This window comes from Komagataeibacter xylinus (genome assembly GCF_004302915.1).
Classification (GTDB): Bacteria; Pseudomonadota; Alphaproteobacteria; order Acetobacterales; family Acetobacteraceae; genus Komagataeibacter; species Komagataeibacter xylinus_C.
This window is the reverse complement of sequence record NZ_QQBI01000002.1, coordinates 187,055-202,792: the sequence shown is the minus strand read 5'-3', so window position 1 is coordinate 202,792 and position 15,738 is coordinate 187,055. Positions and strand designations below refer to the sequence as shown.

Annotated in this window: 11 protein-coding genes; 7 read left to right on the top strand and 4 right to left on the bottom strand. The window is 61.5% G+C overall.

Going from position 1 to position 15,738, the window contains the following annotated elements; all coding sequences use genetic code 11:
- Positions 1-190: 190 nt before the first annotated feature.
- Together DV027_RS02610 and DV027_RS02605 are read right to left on the bottom strand one after the other, a co-directional pair.
- Entirely contained in the window at positions 191-2,779 is a 2,589-nt protein-coding gene (locus DV027_RS02610; protein WP_207303400.1) for a TonB-dependent receptor plug domain-containing protein, read from the bottom strand.
- A 569-nt stretch (positions 2,780-3,348) separates the two neighbouring features.
- A complete protein-coding gene (locus tag DV027_RS02605) occupies positions 3,349-4,251 on the bottom strand; it encodes a delta(1)-pyrroline-2-carboxylate reductase family protein (protein WP_130730392.1) in 903 nt (300 codons plus the stop codon).
- Positions 4,252-4,579: 328 nt separating this feature from the next.
- On the opposite strand from DV027_RS02605, the gene DV027_RS02600 reads away from it, so the two are divergent.
- A complete protein-coding gene (locus DV027_RS02600; protein WP_207303399.1) occupies positions 4,580-4,801 on the top strand; it encodes a (2Fe-2S)-binding protein in 222 nt (73 codons plus the stop codon).
- 258 nt (positions 4,802-5,059) lie between these two features.
- On the opposite strand, the gene DV027_RS02595 is transcribed toward DV027_RS02600, so the two are convergent.
- Together DV027_RS02595 and DV027_RS02590 are read right to left on the bottom strand one after the other, a co-directional pair.
- Positions 5,060-6,571, bottom strand: a complete 1,512-nt coding sequence (locus tag DV027_RS02595) for a sodium:solute symporter family protein (protein ID WP_130730390.1) — start codon at positions 6,569-6,571, stop codon at positions 5,060-5,062.
- Entirely contained in the window at positions 6,568-6,744 is a 177-nt protein-coding gene (locus tag DV027_RS02590) for a DUF3311 domain-containing protein (protein WP_078524723.1), read from the bottom strand. The genes DV027_RS02595 and DV027_RS02590 overlap by 4 nt, the downstream gene beginning before the upstream one ends.
- A gap of 556 nt (positions 6,745-7,300) precedes the next feature.
- Between DV027_RS02590 and ppdK the strand changes: the two genes are divergently transcribed.
- The 6 genes from ppdK to DV027_RS02560 all read left to right on the top strand — a co-directional run bounded on the left by ppdK (position 7,301) and on the right by DV027_RS02560 (position 15,729).
- A complete protein-coding gene (ppdK, locus tag DV027_RS02585) occupies positions 7,301-9,976 on the top strand; it encodes a pyruvate, phosphate dikinase (RefSeq protein ID WP_130730389.1) in 2,676 nt (891 codons plus the stop codon).
- Between the two features lie 79 nt (positions 9,977-10,055).
- Complete coding sequence (locus DV027_RS02580; protein WP_130730388.1) at positions 10,056-10,922, top strand: pyruvate, water dikinase regulatory protein; 867 nt, start codon at positions 10,056-10,058, stop codon at positions 10,920-10,922.
- Between the two features lie 174 nt (positions 10,923-11,096).
- Complete coding sequence (gene rfaE2, locus DV027_RS02575; RefSeq protein ID WP_130730387.1) at positions 11,097-12,542, top strand: D-glycero-beta-D-manno-heptose 1-phosphate adenylyltransferase; 1,446 nt, start codon at positions 11,097-11,099, stop codon at positions 12,540-12,542.
- Entirely contained in the window at positions 12,535-13,686 is a 1,152-nt protein-coding gene (locus DV027_RS02570) for an AGE family epimerase/isomerase (protein ID WP_242621699.1), read from the top strand. The genes rfaE2 and DV027_RS02570 overlap by 8 nt, the downstream gene beginning before the upstream one ends.
- 79 nt (positions 13,687-13,765) lie before the next feature.
- The gene (locus tag DV027_RS02565) at positions 13,766-14,041 is read left to right on the top strand and encodes an immunity protein Imm33 domain-containing protein (RefSeq protein WP_207303398.1); all 276 of its coding nucleotides are present in this window, start codon (positions 13,766-13,768) and stop codon (positions 14,039-14,041) included.
- A 347-nt stretch (positions 14,042-14,388) separates the two neighbouring features.
- The gene (locus DV027_RS02560) at positions 14,389-15,729 is read left to right on the top strand and encodes a B12-binding domain-containing radical SAM protein (RefSeq protein ID WP_130730386.1); all 1,341 of its coding nucleotides are present in this window, start codon (positions 14,389-14,391) and stop codon (positions 15,727-15,729) included.
- Positions 15,730-15,738: the final 9 nt, after the last annotated feature.

Below are 15,738 nucleotides of genomic sequence, written 5' to 3'. Positions count from 1 at the left end.
CTGGCGGTGCGACTGCGGGGGAAGGCGGCTTCCGGGCGCAATCCGGACATGCAAGGGTCTCAATAACGGTTACCCGACAGGGAATCGCCGTGGCAGGGCTGCGCCCGGGCGTGGATTGGGCTCCAGCAGGGGACAAAAAAATGCCCATGGCTTTCACCATGGGCATTGTCGTCAGGGCAGGTGGAAACGGTCAGAAGTTGGCGTTCAGGCGACCGTAGTAGTAGCCACCCGTGATGGGGATCTGCGCCGAGTTCTCGTCATACGGCTCGGCGCCAAGGGCATTGAGTTCCTGCGACATCATGCGCGGGCGGACGTTGAACACGTTGTTCGCGCCGACGGCGAAGTGCCAGTTCTTCTGGAAGCGTACGCCAATTTCGATATCGGTCATCCAGTGCGGGGTGTTGATGAACTGCTGCAGGGCATTGTTGGAATACTGCAGGGCAGAGGGGCCCCAGTCCTGGTACTGCAGCATGGAAGTCGTCTGGCCATACCGGGTCTGACGGATGTTGAAGTCCCAGTTTTTATAGGTGTAGTAGGCGTTCAGGATGATCTTGCTACGCGGGTTGTCAGATGTGATCGAGGCAATATCCGCCAGGTTCAGGTTGGCACCGTTATGGTGCAGGCGGGTGCGGTTGAGATCGATCGACATCGACAGTGCAAGGTTGCCATACTTGTGCAGCCGGAAAAGATAATCCGCCTTGATGTCTACACCCTGTGTGCGGGTGCTGGCGCCGTTGGTGAAGTAGTCGGCATAGACATTGTTGTAGCCAGTAAAGCCAGTTGGCAGCGAAGCAAGCTGGGCAATGGCCTGGGATGCGATATAGCCCTCCGTCGTGTTGCCGTAGGGGGTGCTGCCACCGAAGTTGGTATCCTGCACGATACGGTCACGCAGGTTGATCTGGTAGACATCGGCTTCCACATGGAAGTTATCGACAGGCTCCAGCACGATGCCACCGCTGACGCTGGTCGAGCGCTCAGGCTTCAGCTTGGTTGCGCCAATAGCTTGTGCCGCGGCGGAATCGGCGGCCAGTAGGCCACTTGCACCGGTAGGCGAGACGTTGACGGCGCTGAAGTGCGATTCAGCCAGTGTGGGCGCACGGAAGCCAGTGCTGATGGTGCCGCGGATGGCAATGCGCTTGTTGAAATTGTAGCGGGTTGAAATCTTGCCGTTCTCGGTATTGCCGACGTCGGTGTAATGCTCCAGTCGACCCGCGAAATCGAGCTCCCACTTCTTGGTCAGGCGGAAGTCGCCATCCATGTACCACGCCCAGATGTCACGATACCACGTGCCGGCCGAACCTGGTGAAATACCGGCATAACCCTGCGTGCCACCGTTTTCGTAGGAGACCGGCTCACCTGCGGTAATGTTATAGGATTCCATACGCTCTTCGGCACCAAAGGCCAGCGTCATCGGAACGACATCACCGATCTTGAAGTGACGGCGGAAATCGAGGTTGTTGGTCCACTGCGTCATGCTGTAGGTCTCGGCTCGTGCCGTACGGGGGCTGGAGCCGTAAGCAGTAACATAACTGGTGTTCAGGGTATTCTTGTTGCCGATCTTATCGATATCTTCGCCGTAGGTGGTGCTGAGATCCCAGTTGAAGCCCATGAAGTTGTCACCCTTCAGGCCCAGTGTTGCGGCAAAATCGTTTTCTTCCATGGTTTCCAGAGGGGAGAAACCATAAGGGGCGATGCTTTCGCACGCGGTGCAGCTACCGCCTACGGAAGGTGTACGGTAGTTTTCATAAGCTTCCGAGTGACGATGGGCATAGGTGATAAGCCCGTAAAAATTAATGCCAGGCGTGAACTGCTTGCCCCATTCAATCGCCAGATTTTCACGCGTTTCTTCCGGCGTGCTCATGATCATGTTGGAGTTCGTGGCAATCTTGCCAGCATTGGGGCCTGTATAGGTCGCACTGGAGGCGCTGGCGGGCTGTGAGCCGAGCAGGCGGTGATCACGCGCGTTGTTGGCCACGAAATGGTCGGAGTGGTACATCTGCCCGCTGATATGCAGGAAGCCGTCCTGGCCGAGCTTCATGCCGCCATCGGCGTTGAGCTGGTAGTTCCAGCCATCACCGTTATAGGCGTTGGCACCGGTCTGGCCGCTGAAATTGAAGCCGTGATCCTGCTTCTTGGTAATGATGTTGACCACGCCCGCGATCGCGTCCGAGCCATACATGGCGGCCGCGCCATCCTCGAGCACTTCGATATGGTCGATGGCGTTGGCGGGGATCATGTTCAGGTCAACGGGGGTGGACCCTGATTCCGGGCCTGAATCGGCATAGAGGTTGGCCGTGGTGTGGCGGCGCTTGCCATCCACGAGCACGAGCACTTCATTGGGGTTCAGGCCGCGCATGCGGATGGCGGATGTCAGCGCACCCGCATCGGCGCCCATGGCGCTGACATTGATCGAGGCATTGGTGCGGGTCAGCGCATCGGCAAGGTTCATCTGGCCCGAGCGGCGCAGTGCTGCCCCGCTGATGACCGAGACCGGGCTCATGCTGTCACGCGCCTTGCGGTTGGTGGAGTGCGTGCCGGTGGAGACGCTGATCTGCTCGACACCGGAACTGTTCACGCCCCCATTATCTGCCCTGTTGGCCTTGAGGGTGGTAGCGGCACGGCTGTGCGCCTGTGTCTGTGCGGTTGCCGTGTGGTGCGCCCGCACGGTGCTTCCCTTCTGATCCGCTGTCGTCGCGCTACCAGATGGTGTGGCGGCTACCGCTCCACAGGAAACAAAAGAGCAGATAGTCGTAATCAAAAGAGAAGTGCGTCTGTTCATTGATGGCCCCGCAATCCATAGCTCGTCATGCTATTTATTGGCTGCTCGTAACAATTGACGAGAGGGAAAAATGCCTCCCGGTCATTGCGGATGCGGTGTGTTGCGACATGGCAACACAATGTTATGCATTACTTTAAGTTAACTTTAAGAAAAACGAAACTAATGGCGGCCTGGAAATTTCTGGGCATGCCCTGATAATATCTTTTATTTTCAATAAACTAATAATTTCCAGCATGCTCCGCTATTTTGATGCATTTTCGTGGTTGACGGGGGATAAAAAGTTATTTGGTTCTTTGTAATAACAACTTGAAAACAAGGTATTGCGTGTTTCCATATGTCTTAAAGAAATGTGATATAAAAGATACAATCTCCTGTGTGCTGGTGGCAGCCCACATCCTGTGCCGAAGCACTGGAGGCGCACCTGTCGCCTCGGTTGCGGATGTGGGGCATGGGCTGTTCCCGACGGCTGGGAAAGGGCTGGAATCGGCGTGCCCGCGCCTGCGGCAGGAGAGTCGACCCGACCAGCCCTTTTTGATTCTGTGTGACCGATGCCCGGCCGGAGGAGGGGGCTATCCTCCCTGCAGGCGGGCCGCCCGGCAGGCGGCCAGATCCCACGCCGCGCACCCGACGGATTTGAAGAACACGGGCTGGTCCGGGGCTGGAAGCCTGCCCTGCAGCGCCAGCGAGAGGGGGTGGACGGTCTGCCAGTCTACTCCGGCCTGATACAGGTCGCCTGCTTCCGTGGGTGCGCCGATGGGGTCGTCAACATAAAGGGTGCTGCCCGCAATGGTGGTCGGGCCAATTTCCACCATGTCGGTCCGGTAGGCGCCAACGCCTATGACGAGGCAGGAGGCGCGGGCAGGTTCATTATAGATGGCCGATGTGCTGGCCGTGAGTGTCAGCACCACATCAAAGGGCTCTTCATGCGCCTGTTCGGGGCGCATGTTCAGTGCGGGCATGGCGTGTGCCGCGCAGAAGGCCTGCGCCCGCTCGGGCGTGCGCCCGCGTATGGCAACGGTAATGCCGGGATGGACGGCATCAAGGGCCTGCAAATGCGCAATGGCCTGCGTGCCGGTGCCAATCAGCAGCACGCGCCGCACGGGCGCGCGGGCCAGCGTGCGGATACCGAGCAGGCTGATGGCCGCGGTGCGGCGCATGGTGACGGTGGGGCCATCAAGCGTGAACAGGAAACGCCCGGCCTGCGCTTCGGCACAGATGACCTGCCCCTGTATGGTGGGCAACCCGGCGGCCGGATTGTTGGCAAACAGGGTCAGCAGTTTGGTGACCATGATGTCATCGGCAACGCAGGGCATGCTCATGAGTGCGCCGTGCTGGTTGCGGGTGCGGATGGTGGTGCGCTCGGGGCATAGGATCTGCCCTGCGGCCACATCAAGCGCTGCCTGTGCCAGGGCATCGATCAGGGCAGGGAAGGGGAGAAGGGCGCGTGTTTCGGGCGCGGAATACTGCTGCATGCGTGTGAACCCCTGCATCATGAAAAAGGATTGTAGGGGTATGGTATTTTGCGCCTGCCGTCATCCGGGTGCGTGCAGGAGGGCGGCGCATGGACTGTACAAATATGTATTGAGATAAAGGTTGGCATCCGCACGGGAAGGGCATGGAGCCTGTTCCCCTGGTGGGTCTACCTGTCAAAAAAATAATGTTATCGCTCACGACGGAAATATAGCAGGCATGATGCGGAGCCTACCACGCAGGAACTCACTATTTTTTAAGGTTTTCCGGTATTGCGATTTGTTCTCATTCGTGATTATGGTGCTGCCACATCATGAATGGGATGGATAAATGTTTGTCTGCTCCTGCAATATGCTGACTGACACAGACGTGGAGACCGCAGCCCGCAATGGCGCGGTCAGGCCCAAGGAAGTCTATGAATCCAAGGGCTGTCGGGCCCAGTGCGGCAACTGCGTGCCCGGTGTGGTGTGCATTTTGCGCCAGCTTGCCCGCCAGGGGCGCATGGTCATGCCCGAGGTGCCGCATGTACCATCTGATATGCAGGCCATCTGACCCGCTTTCCGGCTTGTGATGGTTCTTCCTGCCCTGCCATCGTCGCGCGGGGCGGGGCGCCTCATCGGGATAGAGGCGTGTGGCGCCAGTCTGATTGAAGGCATGAAAAAAACGGCACGCCTGCCAGGCGTGCCGCTATGTTTCACAAGATCGAAATAAAAGAATTTTTTGGTGAAGCTTTTTCAGCAGACTTCAGGAAGCGCCGCATTCCCTTGAAAAAAACGGCGTCCCGAAGCGCTGTCTGTTAATAGCCGCCCGTCAGCCCTGCCGCCGCACGCTGCGGGGCTGGAGGGTGGAGGGCGATGCCCCCAGCGCCAGCCGGATCACGCTGCCCAGTACCATCGTCACCACGATATTGACGCCCAGCGCCAGCAACCCGGTTGAAACGGAAGCCGAGAAGCCGCCAAACGCAATGGGGTGCACGGGCTTGAGCCCATCCAGCCAGCACAGCCCCAGCCCGAACAGCGAGCCACTGGCCCAGCCGCCAATCAGCGCAGGCGCCGAAAGTCGCAGCGGCAGCAGCCCCATGATCAGGGCGGGGAAGGTCTGCAGGATGATGACGCCGCCCAGCAGTTGCAGGTCGATGGCGAACTTGGCGTTGAGGAATACGACACAGCCCAGCGCGCCCACTTTTACCCCCAGCCCGGCCAGGCGCGAGCCGGTAACCGATTCGCTGTGGCGGGGCAGGATGTTGTGCATGATCAGGTTGGCCGCACCGATCGCCATGACCGAGGCCGGCACAAGTGCCCCCACCGCGATGGCCGCAAAACAGAAGCCGGCAAACCATGAGGGGAAGATGGCCAGGAAAAGCTGCGGCACCACCTGCGAGGACGAGGTGGTCACGATCCCCGCCGCATGCGCCATCAGCCCCAGCAGCGCGATCAGCCCGAGCACAATGGTGTAGATGGGCAGGAACACGGCGTTCTGCCGGATGGTATCGGCGGATTTCGCCGCCAGGATGCCGGTCAGCGTATGGGGGTACAGAAAGGCTGCAAAAGCCGAGGAGAGCGCAAGTGTTGCATAGGGCACCGTCTGGTCCTGGCTCACGACGCGGCCGCCGGGAATGGCGGGCAGGTGTTCCGTCGCCGCATGGAACATGGCGCCATAGCCACCAAGATGGATCGGCACGATGATGACGGCGGCCAGCACGGCGATATAGATCATCACATCCTTGATGAATGCGGTCAGCGCCGGGGCATGCAGCCCGCCCAGCCACGTATAGGCCGCCAGCGACACGAACGCGAACAAAAGCGGCAGCATGCCGGTATAGCCCAGCGCCTCGACAACCGTGCGGATGCCGATCAGCTGCAGCGCAATATAGGGCAGCACGGCCACCAGCCCGCTTATGGCCACGGCCAGTTCCAGCGTGCGGCTGTCAAAGCGCGCGCGCACGATGTCAGCCGCCGTGGCGTGCCCGCCATCGCGCGCGATGGTCCACAGTTTTGGCATTACGGCAAAGATGAACGGATAGACGATGATAGTGTAGGGCAGCGCGAAAAAGCCGAAGCCCCCGGTGGAATAGACCAGCGCCGGCACCGCGATGACCGTATAGGCGGTATAAAAGTCACCCCCTACCAGGAACCACGTGACCCAGGCGCCGAATTCCCGCCCGCCCAGCCCCCATTCCTCGCCCTGGCTGTGGTGGGTCGCGGCCTTGCGGCGGTTGAGCAGCGGGCGCCAGAACCGCACCGTGCTGCCCAGCACGATGGTCGCGACAAAAAAGAGGATAAACACGCCAATGGCGGCGTTATCAGGCAGGGAGATGCTCATGACTGCTTGTCCGCCTTCCATGCCATCCAGATCAGGACGGAAGTGACGGGCACCCAGGCAAGCTGGTACCAGTAAAAGAACGGGAAGCCGAGCAGCACCGGATCGTGCCGGTTATACAGCGGCACCCAGAGCAGCCCGGCAAAGGGCAGCAGGAGGAGTATGGTTTTTTTCATGTTGACCGAACTTCTTGTTTTTGTGTGGCCGTCAGCAATTTTTCTGGAAAGCCCGGTAGGGTGTCAACATGATTGGAGGTATTTTTAAAGTATTTTTTGAAGAATTGATCGGGTTATTTTGTAATTACATTTCGTTATTGTGCGGTGCGCAACGTTTTTGCTGCAACGCACAACGCAATGCAGCAAAATCAGGCATTTCCCGGCACGGAAAAACTCATTCATAAATCAAATAACTAAAATCATTAAAATAATATAATGTGTGTCCCACTTTCCGGGCACCTGTGTTTGTTATGACAGTTTATAAAAATATATCTTTGTAATTAAACGATATTATTTTCATTTTTCGCATCATGTCCGACTTCTCGCGCCCGGAGCCGGGCTGCGTGGCGGGCCGGGGCGCGCGAAAATAGTGATTGCCCGCCCTTGCCCGTGCCGGTTAAATTCACTGCCCGGACCTGCCAACAACAAACAATATTAAAGCACGGTCGTCTGTTTTTACCCTGTGCCGGAGCAGGCGTTACCCTTGACAGACGGACGCGCGTAGGAACGAACAGACATGACCAAATGGGTTTATAGCTTCGGAGATGGCCTGAACGAAGGGCGCGCGGAAATGCGCAACCTTCTGGGTGGCAAAGGCGCCAACCTTGCGGAAATGGCGGCCAACGGCCTGCCCGTGCCGCCTGGCTTCACCATTACGACGGAAGTCTGTTCGGCCTTCTACGAAAATGGCCGCAAATATCCCGATGACCTGCGCGCCCAGGTAGCCGATGCGCTGGCCCGGGTTGAAAAATCCATGGGCCTGCGCTTTGGCGATGCCGCGGCCCCGCTGCTGGTCTCGGTGCGCTCGGGCGCGCGCGTGTCCATGCCGGGCATGATGGATACCGTGCTCAACCTCGGCCTCAATGACGAGACGGTGGAAGGCCTTGCCCGCTCCTCCGGCGATGCCCGCTTCGCATGGGACAGCTACCGCCGCTTCATCCAGATGTACGGCTCGGTGGTGATGGGCGTGCCCCACCACCATTTCGAGGACGTGCTCGAGCAGTTCAAGCGCGCCAGCAAGGTGGAAGACGACACTGCCATCACGGCAGAGCAGTGGCGCACCATCGTGGCCGATTACCGCCACCTCATCAGCACCCATGCCGGCACCGAATTCCCCACCAACCCGCAGGACCAGCTCTGGGGTGCGATCGGGGCGGTGTTCGGCTCGTGGATGAACCCGCGCGCCAACACCTACCGCAGGCTGCACGAGATCCCGGCCTCATGGGGCACGGCGGTGAACGTGCAGTCCATGGTGTTCGGCAACATGGGCGATGACTGCGCCACGGGCGTGTGCTTCACGCGCGATCCGTCCACGGGCGAGAACATCTTCTATGGTGAATACCTCATCAACGCGCAGGGCGAGGATGTGGTGGCGGGCATCCGCACGCCGCAGCCCATGGCGTGCGCGCGGGCCGAGGCGGGCCAGCACCCGATGGAAACCACCCTGCCGCAGGCATACGCCGAGCTGATGCGCGTGCGCTCGGTGCTCGAAACCCATTACAAGGACATGCAGGACATCGAATTCACAGTCCAGCGCAATGTCCTCTACATTCTCCAGACCCGCAGCGGCAAGCGCACGGCTGCCGCAGCACTCAAGATCGCCATCGACATGGCGCGTGAAGGCCTGATCACGCAGGAGGATGCGATCCGCCGCGTGCCCGCCTCCTCGCTTGACCAGCTTCTGCACCCCACGCTCGACCCCAAGGCCGAGCGCGTGCAGCTCACGCGCGGCCTGCCCGCCTCGCCGGGGGCTGCTGCCGGTGCCGTCGTGTTCTCGGCCGAGGAATGTGAAGCACGGGCCGCCAAGGGCGAGGACGTGATCCTGGTCCGTATCGAGACCTCGCCGGAGGACGTGCACGGCATGCACGCCGCCCGTGGCGTGCTCACCACCCGTGGCGGCATGACCTCGCACGCCGCCGTGGTGGCGCGTGGCATGGGCCGCGTGTGCGTGGCAGGCGCTGGCAGCATTCATGTCGATTACGCCGCCGGCACCATGACCATCGGCACGCATACCATCGCGCAGGGCGAGTGGATCACGCTCGATGGCGGCACGGGGGCTGTCTATCTGGGCCGCGTGCCCACCATCGCACCTACCCTGTCCGATGATTTCAACACGCTCATGGGCTGGGCCGACAGCGTGCGCCGCCTTGGCGTGCGCGCCAATGCCGAAACGCCCGACGATGCCGCCACCGCCCGGCGCTTTGGCGCGGAGGGCATCGGCCTTGCCCGCACGGAGCATATGTTCTTCGGCCCTGATCGCATTGGCCTCGTGCGCCAGATGATCATTGCCGATGACGAACTGGTGCGCCAGAAGGCCATTGCGGGGCTGCTGCCTTTCCAGCGTGATGACTTCGCCAGCCTGTTCCGCATCATGGCGGGGCTGCCGGTAACCGTGCGCCTGCTCGATCCGCCGCTGCACGAGTTCCTGCCGCATGCGGAAGCCGAGATGGCCGAAGTGGCGCAGGCGCTGGGCAAGAGCGTGGAAGAGGTGCGTGCCCGCTGCGCGGCACTGGCCGAGACCAACCCGATGCTTGGCCACCGGGGCTGCCGCCTTGGCCTGACCAGCCCGGAAATCTATGCCATGCAGGTGCGCGCGCTGATCCAGGCCGCCGTGATCGTGGAGAAGGAACTCGGCAAGCCGATCCGCCCCGAGATCATGATCCCGCTGGTGGCAACACAGGCCGAACTGGCCACCACCCGCCGCGCTGCCGAAGACGAGATCGCCCGCGTGCTGAAGGAAGAGGGCACCAACCTCAACTACTATATCGGCACCATGATCGAACTGCCGCGCGCCGCCATCCAGGCGGACAGGATTGCGGAATATGCCGATTTCTTCTCGTTCGGCACCAATGACCTGACCCAGACCACCTTTGGCCTGTCGCGTGATGATGCGGGTTCGTTCCTGCCTTATTATGTCGATAACGGCCTGTTGCCGCGCGACCCGTTCGTGTCCATCGACCGTGATGGCGTGGGCGCGCTCGTGCGCCTTGGCGTGGAGCGGGGGCGCAAGACCAGCCCCGACCTCAAGCTGGGCATCTGCGGCGAGCATGGTGGTGACCCGGATTCCATCGCCTTCTTTGATGAAGTCGGGCTGGATTACGTATCGTGCTCGCCCTTCCGCGTGCCGGTGGCCCGCCTTGCGGCGGCCCAGGCGGCCCTTGCCACCCGCAACAGGGTCGGCAACCCCGCCTGACACCCGTGGTGGCCTAGAGACTGAAAAAAATGGCGCGTCCGCCTGCCTTCAGGCAGCGGCGCGCCTGTCAGGCAGGACCATGAGCGAAAAGCCGATTATCCTGCATCTTGTATCCGAGGCGACGGGACAGGCGCTCGAGGCGGTCATGCGCGCCTGTGGCGCCCAGTTCCAGGATGCCGAGTTTGCCCTGCGTAACTGGAACCTCGTGCGCACGCGCATGCAGGTTGGCCGCGTGCTGGCCGGGATCAGCCACGAGCCGGGGCCGGTCCTGTCCTCGCTCACATCACCCGAATTGCAGACCATGCTGCGGGTGGGGTGCGCGCGCCTTGGCGTGCAGGTCAAGAACATCCTTGATGGCACCATCCATTTCCTTGAACAGCAGACCGGCATCCCCGCCGAGCGCCACCCCGGCGGCCAGTACGTTATGGATGACAGCTACCGCCGCCGCATCGATGCAATGCAGTACGTCATCGCCCATGATGACGGGCAGAAGACAACCGACCTGACCCGCGCGGAGGTGGTGCTGGTGGGGGTCTCGCGCACATCCAAGACACCCACCTGTTTCTATCTGGCCAACCGGGGCATCAGGGCCGCCAATATTCCACTCGTGCCGCATGCGCCTCTGCCTGCGGGGCTGGAGCATTTTCCCGGCCTTGTGGTGGGCCTGACCATTGATGCGCATACCCTGCTCGAAATCCGCCGCTCACGCGTGGGCATGATGCTGCCCGGCCGCTCCATGGCGGCCCCCGGCATGTCGGAAACATCGGTCAAGCCCTATATCGACCCGGTCAACGTGCAGGAGGAACTGCTCTGGGCGCGACGGCTGTGCACGCGGCATAAATGGCCGGTCATTAATGTCACCCACCGCTCGGTGGAGGAAACGGCAGCCGCCATCATCGACATGCTCGAGCATGACGGCGCCAGCAGCATCCTGCCTGCCGTTTAAGGCGTGAGATAAAAGTTTTTGAAAAAAGGCGGCACCCAAAAACTTTTGTCATTTTTGAAATCCGCCCAGGGGGGCAGGTCGTATCCAACCGGGGCGACGTGACAGATACGCCGCCATATCCTATTGCTGCGATAGCGCGTGCGCCTGCCTTTTTTCTGTCCTGATGGATCATGGATGATTGATACACTCACACCCGGCCGGATTATTGTCGTGGGTGATCTTCTGCTGGACCGCTATATTACCGGCTCGGTCAACCGGATCTCGCCCGAGGCCCCGGTGCCCGTGCTGCTGCATGCGCGCGAGCACGCAACGCCGGGGGGCGCTGCCAATGTCGCGGCCAACGCGGCAGCCCTTGGCGCCCCGGTCAGCCTGATCGGGGTGGCGGGTGCTGATGGCGCGGCCCACACCCTGCGTGAAAAACTGGCCGCGTGGCCCGGCATCGACACGGGCGGATGGGTGATCGACCCCGCATGGACCACCATCACCAAGACCCGCATCCTTGGTGGGCAGCAGCAGATCATCCGCATTGATGAGGAAATTCTCGCCCCCTTCAGCGCCGAAACCAATGCCCGCCTGCTCGCCGCCGTTGATGCGGCCCTGCCGGGCGCGCGGGTGCTGGTGTGTTCGGATTACGCCAAGGGCGTGCTGTCGGATGAGGTGATACGGGGCATCATGGCGCGGGCGGCCGCAGCCAGCGTGCCCGTGATCGTGGACCCCAAGCGCCCGACATTCGGCATTTACGCAGGGGCGGCGCTGATTACGCCCAACCGCGCCGAGATCAGCCGCGCCACCTTCCTGCCCACCGACACCGATGCGCAGGTGGAGGCGGCGGCGCGCGCAGCGGGCAGCCAGTTTGGCGGTGACGTGCTGGTCACGCGCTCCGAGCAGGGCATGTCGCTGTGGCAGCAGGCAGGCACCGTGCGGCATGTCTCGGCCCAGCGCTCGGAAGTGTTTGATGTGTGCGGCGCGGGGGATACGGTGGTGGCCACCATCGCCACCATGCTCTCTGCCGGGCTGCCGCTCGAGACGGCGGTGGTCATCGCTACCACGGCGGCGGCGATCTCGGTCAGCAAGCACGGCACGGCCACGGTCTCGCGCCATGAACTGCAGCACGCCCTTAACGGGGAAACCACGGGCCACGGCAACCTTGTCAGCCTGGGCGAGGCTACGCGCATCGTGGCGGACTGGCGGCGCCATGGCGCGCGCATCGTGTTCACCAATGGCTGTTTCGACCTGCTGCACCCCGGCCATATCGCCCTGCTGCGTGGTGCGGCCCGGCAGGGCGACAGGCTGGTGGTGGCACTTAATACCGACCGCTCGGTGGCAGCCCTCAAGGGACCGTCGCGCCCCGTGCAGGATGAACTGGCCCGGGCCACCGTGCTCGGCGCCCTGCGTGATGTCGACCTTGTGGTGCTGTTTGATGAGGAAACGCCCATCGAGGCCATCAGGGCCCTGCGCCCCGATGTGCTGGTCAAGGGCGCGGACTATACGGAAGAGCAGGTGGTGGGCGCGCCCTTCGTGCGTGGTTATGGCGGTCGCGTGGCCCTGATTGACCTGATTGATGGGCGTTCGACCACATCGCTGGTGCAGCGCGCAGGCGCGGGTCCGGCCAATGGGTGAGCAGCAGCCCGTGGGCGCACAACCCTTTGGGGCATTGCGCGACTGGATGGCGCAGGCCGCCCTGCCGTTATGGATCGAGGCGGGGTTCGACCCCGTGCGCAAGCTGTTTCATGAGCGGCTGGGCTTTGACGCGGCGCCATGCAACCCGCCCGCCCTGCGGCTTATGGTGCAGGCCCGCCAGATCGCGACCTATGTGCGGGCCGCCGATGATGGCCATAGTTCTGCCGGCGCCACGGCGCTGGCCTGCATGGCGCAGGTGCGTAAAGGGTACTGGCGGGCGGATGGCGCGCCAGGCTGGGTCTTTTCGCTTGGCCCCGATGGCGCCTTGGCCGATACGCGGCGCGACCTGTATGCCCATGCCTTCATTCTTTATGCCTGCGCGTGGTCATACAGGCTTTCGGGCGAGCGGACGTGGCTGGAGACGGCACGGCAGACGGTGGATGAAATAACCACCCTGTTCGGCACGCCGCAGCCCGGCGGCTATCTTGATACCGTGCCGGGGCAGGATGGCTTTCGCCGCCAGAACCCGCACATGCACCTGCTTGAAGCCTTCCTCGCGCTGGCCGAGGTGGGTGGCGGGGAGATGTATCTCGATCACGCCCGCGCCCTTGCGGTGCTGGGCATGCGGCATTTCATGCTGCCCGGCGGTGCCGTGGGCGAACTGTTCACGCCGCTGTGGCAGCCGAGCGCGCCGCCGGGGCAGAACCGGACCGAGCCGGGCCATGTGTTTGAATGGGCCTGGCTGCTGGCGGAATATGCACGCCTTGCGGGGGAGGGGGCGGACTCGCCCTTCATGCATGCCTCGGCGCGGTTGCATGCGTTTGGCATGCGCCATGGCGTCTGCCCTGGCACGCTGGCCGTGTGCGATGCGGTGACCGATCACGGCGCGCCGCTCGAAGCCACGACGCGCATCTGGCAGCAGACCGAATTCATCCGCCAGCTCGCCCGCCGCGCCGCAGGGGGCGATGGCGGGGCACAGGACCTGCTGGCCCCGGCCTGCGCCCGTTTTGCACGCGCCTATGTGCCGCCCGGGTTGCGCGGCGGCTGGTTTGACCGGCTGGGGGCGGATGGCACGCCGCTTGATGGCTACATGCCCGCGAGCTCGCTGTACCACATCTATGGCGCCGTGCGTGAAATCGGTTGAAGGGAGCCGCCATGGCGGTTCACCTTTATGAGGCCATCCAGGCCTAAACCTGCACACGCTTCAAGGTGCCCTATCTGGATTGTGGACGGCACCTGAAGCCGGGCATTGCCTGCAATGTCAGGACAGCCTGCGGCCCATAAACGGCGTGCGCCTTGAACCTGAAAATGGCACGGGCGGCTGGTACATATGGGCAGGCGAGGAGACTTCGGACGATGTCAATTTTTTCGTGCCGCTCCATACCAGCCACATTGGCAACTGGTGCGCGCTGGTCATCCCCTATCTGGGCCTGTCGCCCGGCTGGCGATTCCTGATTGCCGAAGGTTACGGGGATGTTGTGGATCAACGCGTACCCTGAAATCGGGTGACATTGCAGGGGCCCGTTCCGCAAGGAGCGGGCCTGTTTGCATGCAGGGGCCGCAGGCATGCAGCAGGCTTAAACCTGATATGTGGCTGGTTTGAAGTTGCGGCCTTATGGTTTGTAGTAAGAAAAACAAAATAAATAATAAATAAGTAATAAAAAATCTGTTCAATAAATAATCATGCAAATTTTTGATATATGAAATATGAATGCTCTATATGGCCGCGCCTGAATATAATCGTGTTTACTGTGCGTGGTGGACATGTGGGACAAAAACCGTACGATATGCCTGACAGTTATTTATCAAGCATTTTCCTTCACGTCCCGGTCCATGGAGTTGAAGCATGTCCAAGGCAGATCTCAAGCTGCTGATCATCCAGCCATCGCATTACCGTTCCAAGACCGACCGGACCATTTTCAAGACCAAGCGGCGGCAGATGGTGCCGCTGGCCCTGCCTTATCTTGCAGCCCTCACGCCGCGCGAATGGACCGTCACCCTGCTTGACGAGCAGCTGGAGGACATCAACTTCGAGGTGCCGGTCGATGTGGTCGCACTCAGCGCCTGGACGCTGCATTCCCCCCGCGCATACGATATTGCCGCCGAGTTCCGCAGGCGCGGGGTCAAGGTCATCATGGGTGGCCCGCACGTGTTCTTCTATGCCGAGGAGGCGGCCGAGCATTGTGATGCGGTGGGCGTGGGCGAGGCCGAACCCATCTGGCGCACCATGCTCGAGGATGCGGCGGCCGACCGGCTGCAAAAGATCTACCGCGCCACGCCGCTCAAGGAACTCAATGACCTGCCGCCCCCGCGCTACGACCTGCTGGACCTGAAAAAGTTCGGCCCCTTCCGCACCTTTGCCGTGCAGTCCTCGCGCGGGTGCCCGTTCGTGTGTGATTTCTGTTCTGAGCGGTTCTATCTTGGCGGGCGCTTCCGCTGGCGGCCGGTCGACCAGATGGTGGCCGAGCTTGAGCGCATCAAGGACAAGGGCAGCCACTTCTTCTTTGGCGAGAGCAATTTCGGCGGCAAGAAAAGCCGCGCCATGGAACTGATGGAAGGGCTGGTACCGCTCAGGATCCGCTGGTCTACGCTGTGGTCGTCCAACCTGTGCCTTGATACGAACTTCCTCGACCTTGCCCGGCGCAGCGGGGTCATGCACGTCAATATCGGCATCGAGAGCATTGACGAGGAAATGCTGCAGGGCATGAAGAAGGGATGGAACAAGGCCAGCCGCTATGGCGAGATGTTCGACAACCTGCGCCGGCGTGACATCAGCTACTCGCTCAACTTCATCTTCGGCTATGATGACGAGCACCCCGATGTGTACGAGGCGACCCTCTCCTTCCTCGAGGCGCACAAGGTGCCTGCGGCCTATTTCAATATCCTGACCCCAACCAAGGGCACGGCCCTGTTCGAGCGGATGAAGAAGGCGGGCCGCATCATCGACCCCGAGGATATCGACCGCTGGCCCGGCCAGGTCTGCCATATCTGGCCCAAGAACTGCACGCCGGGGCAGATGGAGCAGCGCATCCAGAGCATGTACCGCAAATTCTACAGCATGCGCTCCATGGTGCATCGCCTGCCCTTCCCGCGTACGCGCTCGGACATGTCATCATGGATCCTGAACATGACGGAACGCCGTATGGCCTTTTCATCCACCGGAAACAATGATTTTGATATCTATTGACCTTGCCCC

What these genes read in the sequence shown, in the direction of transcription:
- DV027_RS02560 (WP_130730386.1), top strand. Translation starts at nt 14,389, where the DNA reads ATGTCCAAGGCAGATCTCAAGCTGCTGATCATCCAGCCATCGCATTAC.
- DV027_RS02590 (WP_078524723.1), bottom strand. Translation starts at nt 6,744, where the DNA reads ATGAAAAAAACCATACTCCTCCTGCTGCCCTTTGCCGGGCTGCTCTGG.
- DV027_RS02580 (WP_130730388.1), top strand. Translation starts at nt 10,056, where the DNA reads ATGAGCGAAAAGCCGATTATCCTGCATCTTGTATCCGAGGCGACGGGA.
- DV027_RS02595 (WP_130730390.1), bottom strand. Translation starts at nt 6,571, where the DNA reads ATGAGCATCTCCCTGCCTGATAACGCCGCCATTGGCGTGTTTATCCTC.
- DV027_RS02600 (WP_207303399.1), top strand. Translation starts at nt 4,580, where the DNA reads ATGTTTGTCTGCTCCTGCAATATGCTGACTGACACAGACGTGGAGACC.
- DV027_RS02610 (WP_207303400.1), bottom strand. Translation starts at nt 2,779, where the DNA reads ATGAACAGACGCACTTCTCTTTTGATTACGACTATCTGCTCTTTTGTT.
- ppdK (WP_130730389.1), top strand. Translation starts at nt 7,301, where the DNA reads ATGACCAAATGGGTTTATAGCTTCGGAGATGGCCTGAACGAAGGGCGC.
- DV027_RS02570 (WP_242621699.1), top strand. Translation starts at nt 12,535, where the DNA reads ATGGGTGAGCAGCAGCCCGTGGGCGCACAACCCTTTGGGGCATTGCGC.
- rfaE2 (WP_130730387.1), top strand. Translation starts at nt 11,097, where the DNA reads ATGATTGATACACTCACACCCGGCCGGATTATTGTCGTGGGTGATCTT.
- DV027_RS02605 (WP_130730392.1), bottom strand. Translation starts at nt 4,251, where the DNA reads ATGCAGCAGTATTCCGCGCCCGAAACACGCGCCCTTCTCCCCTTCCCT.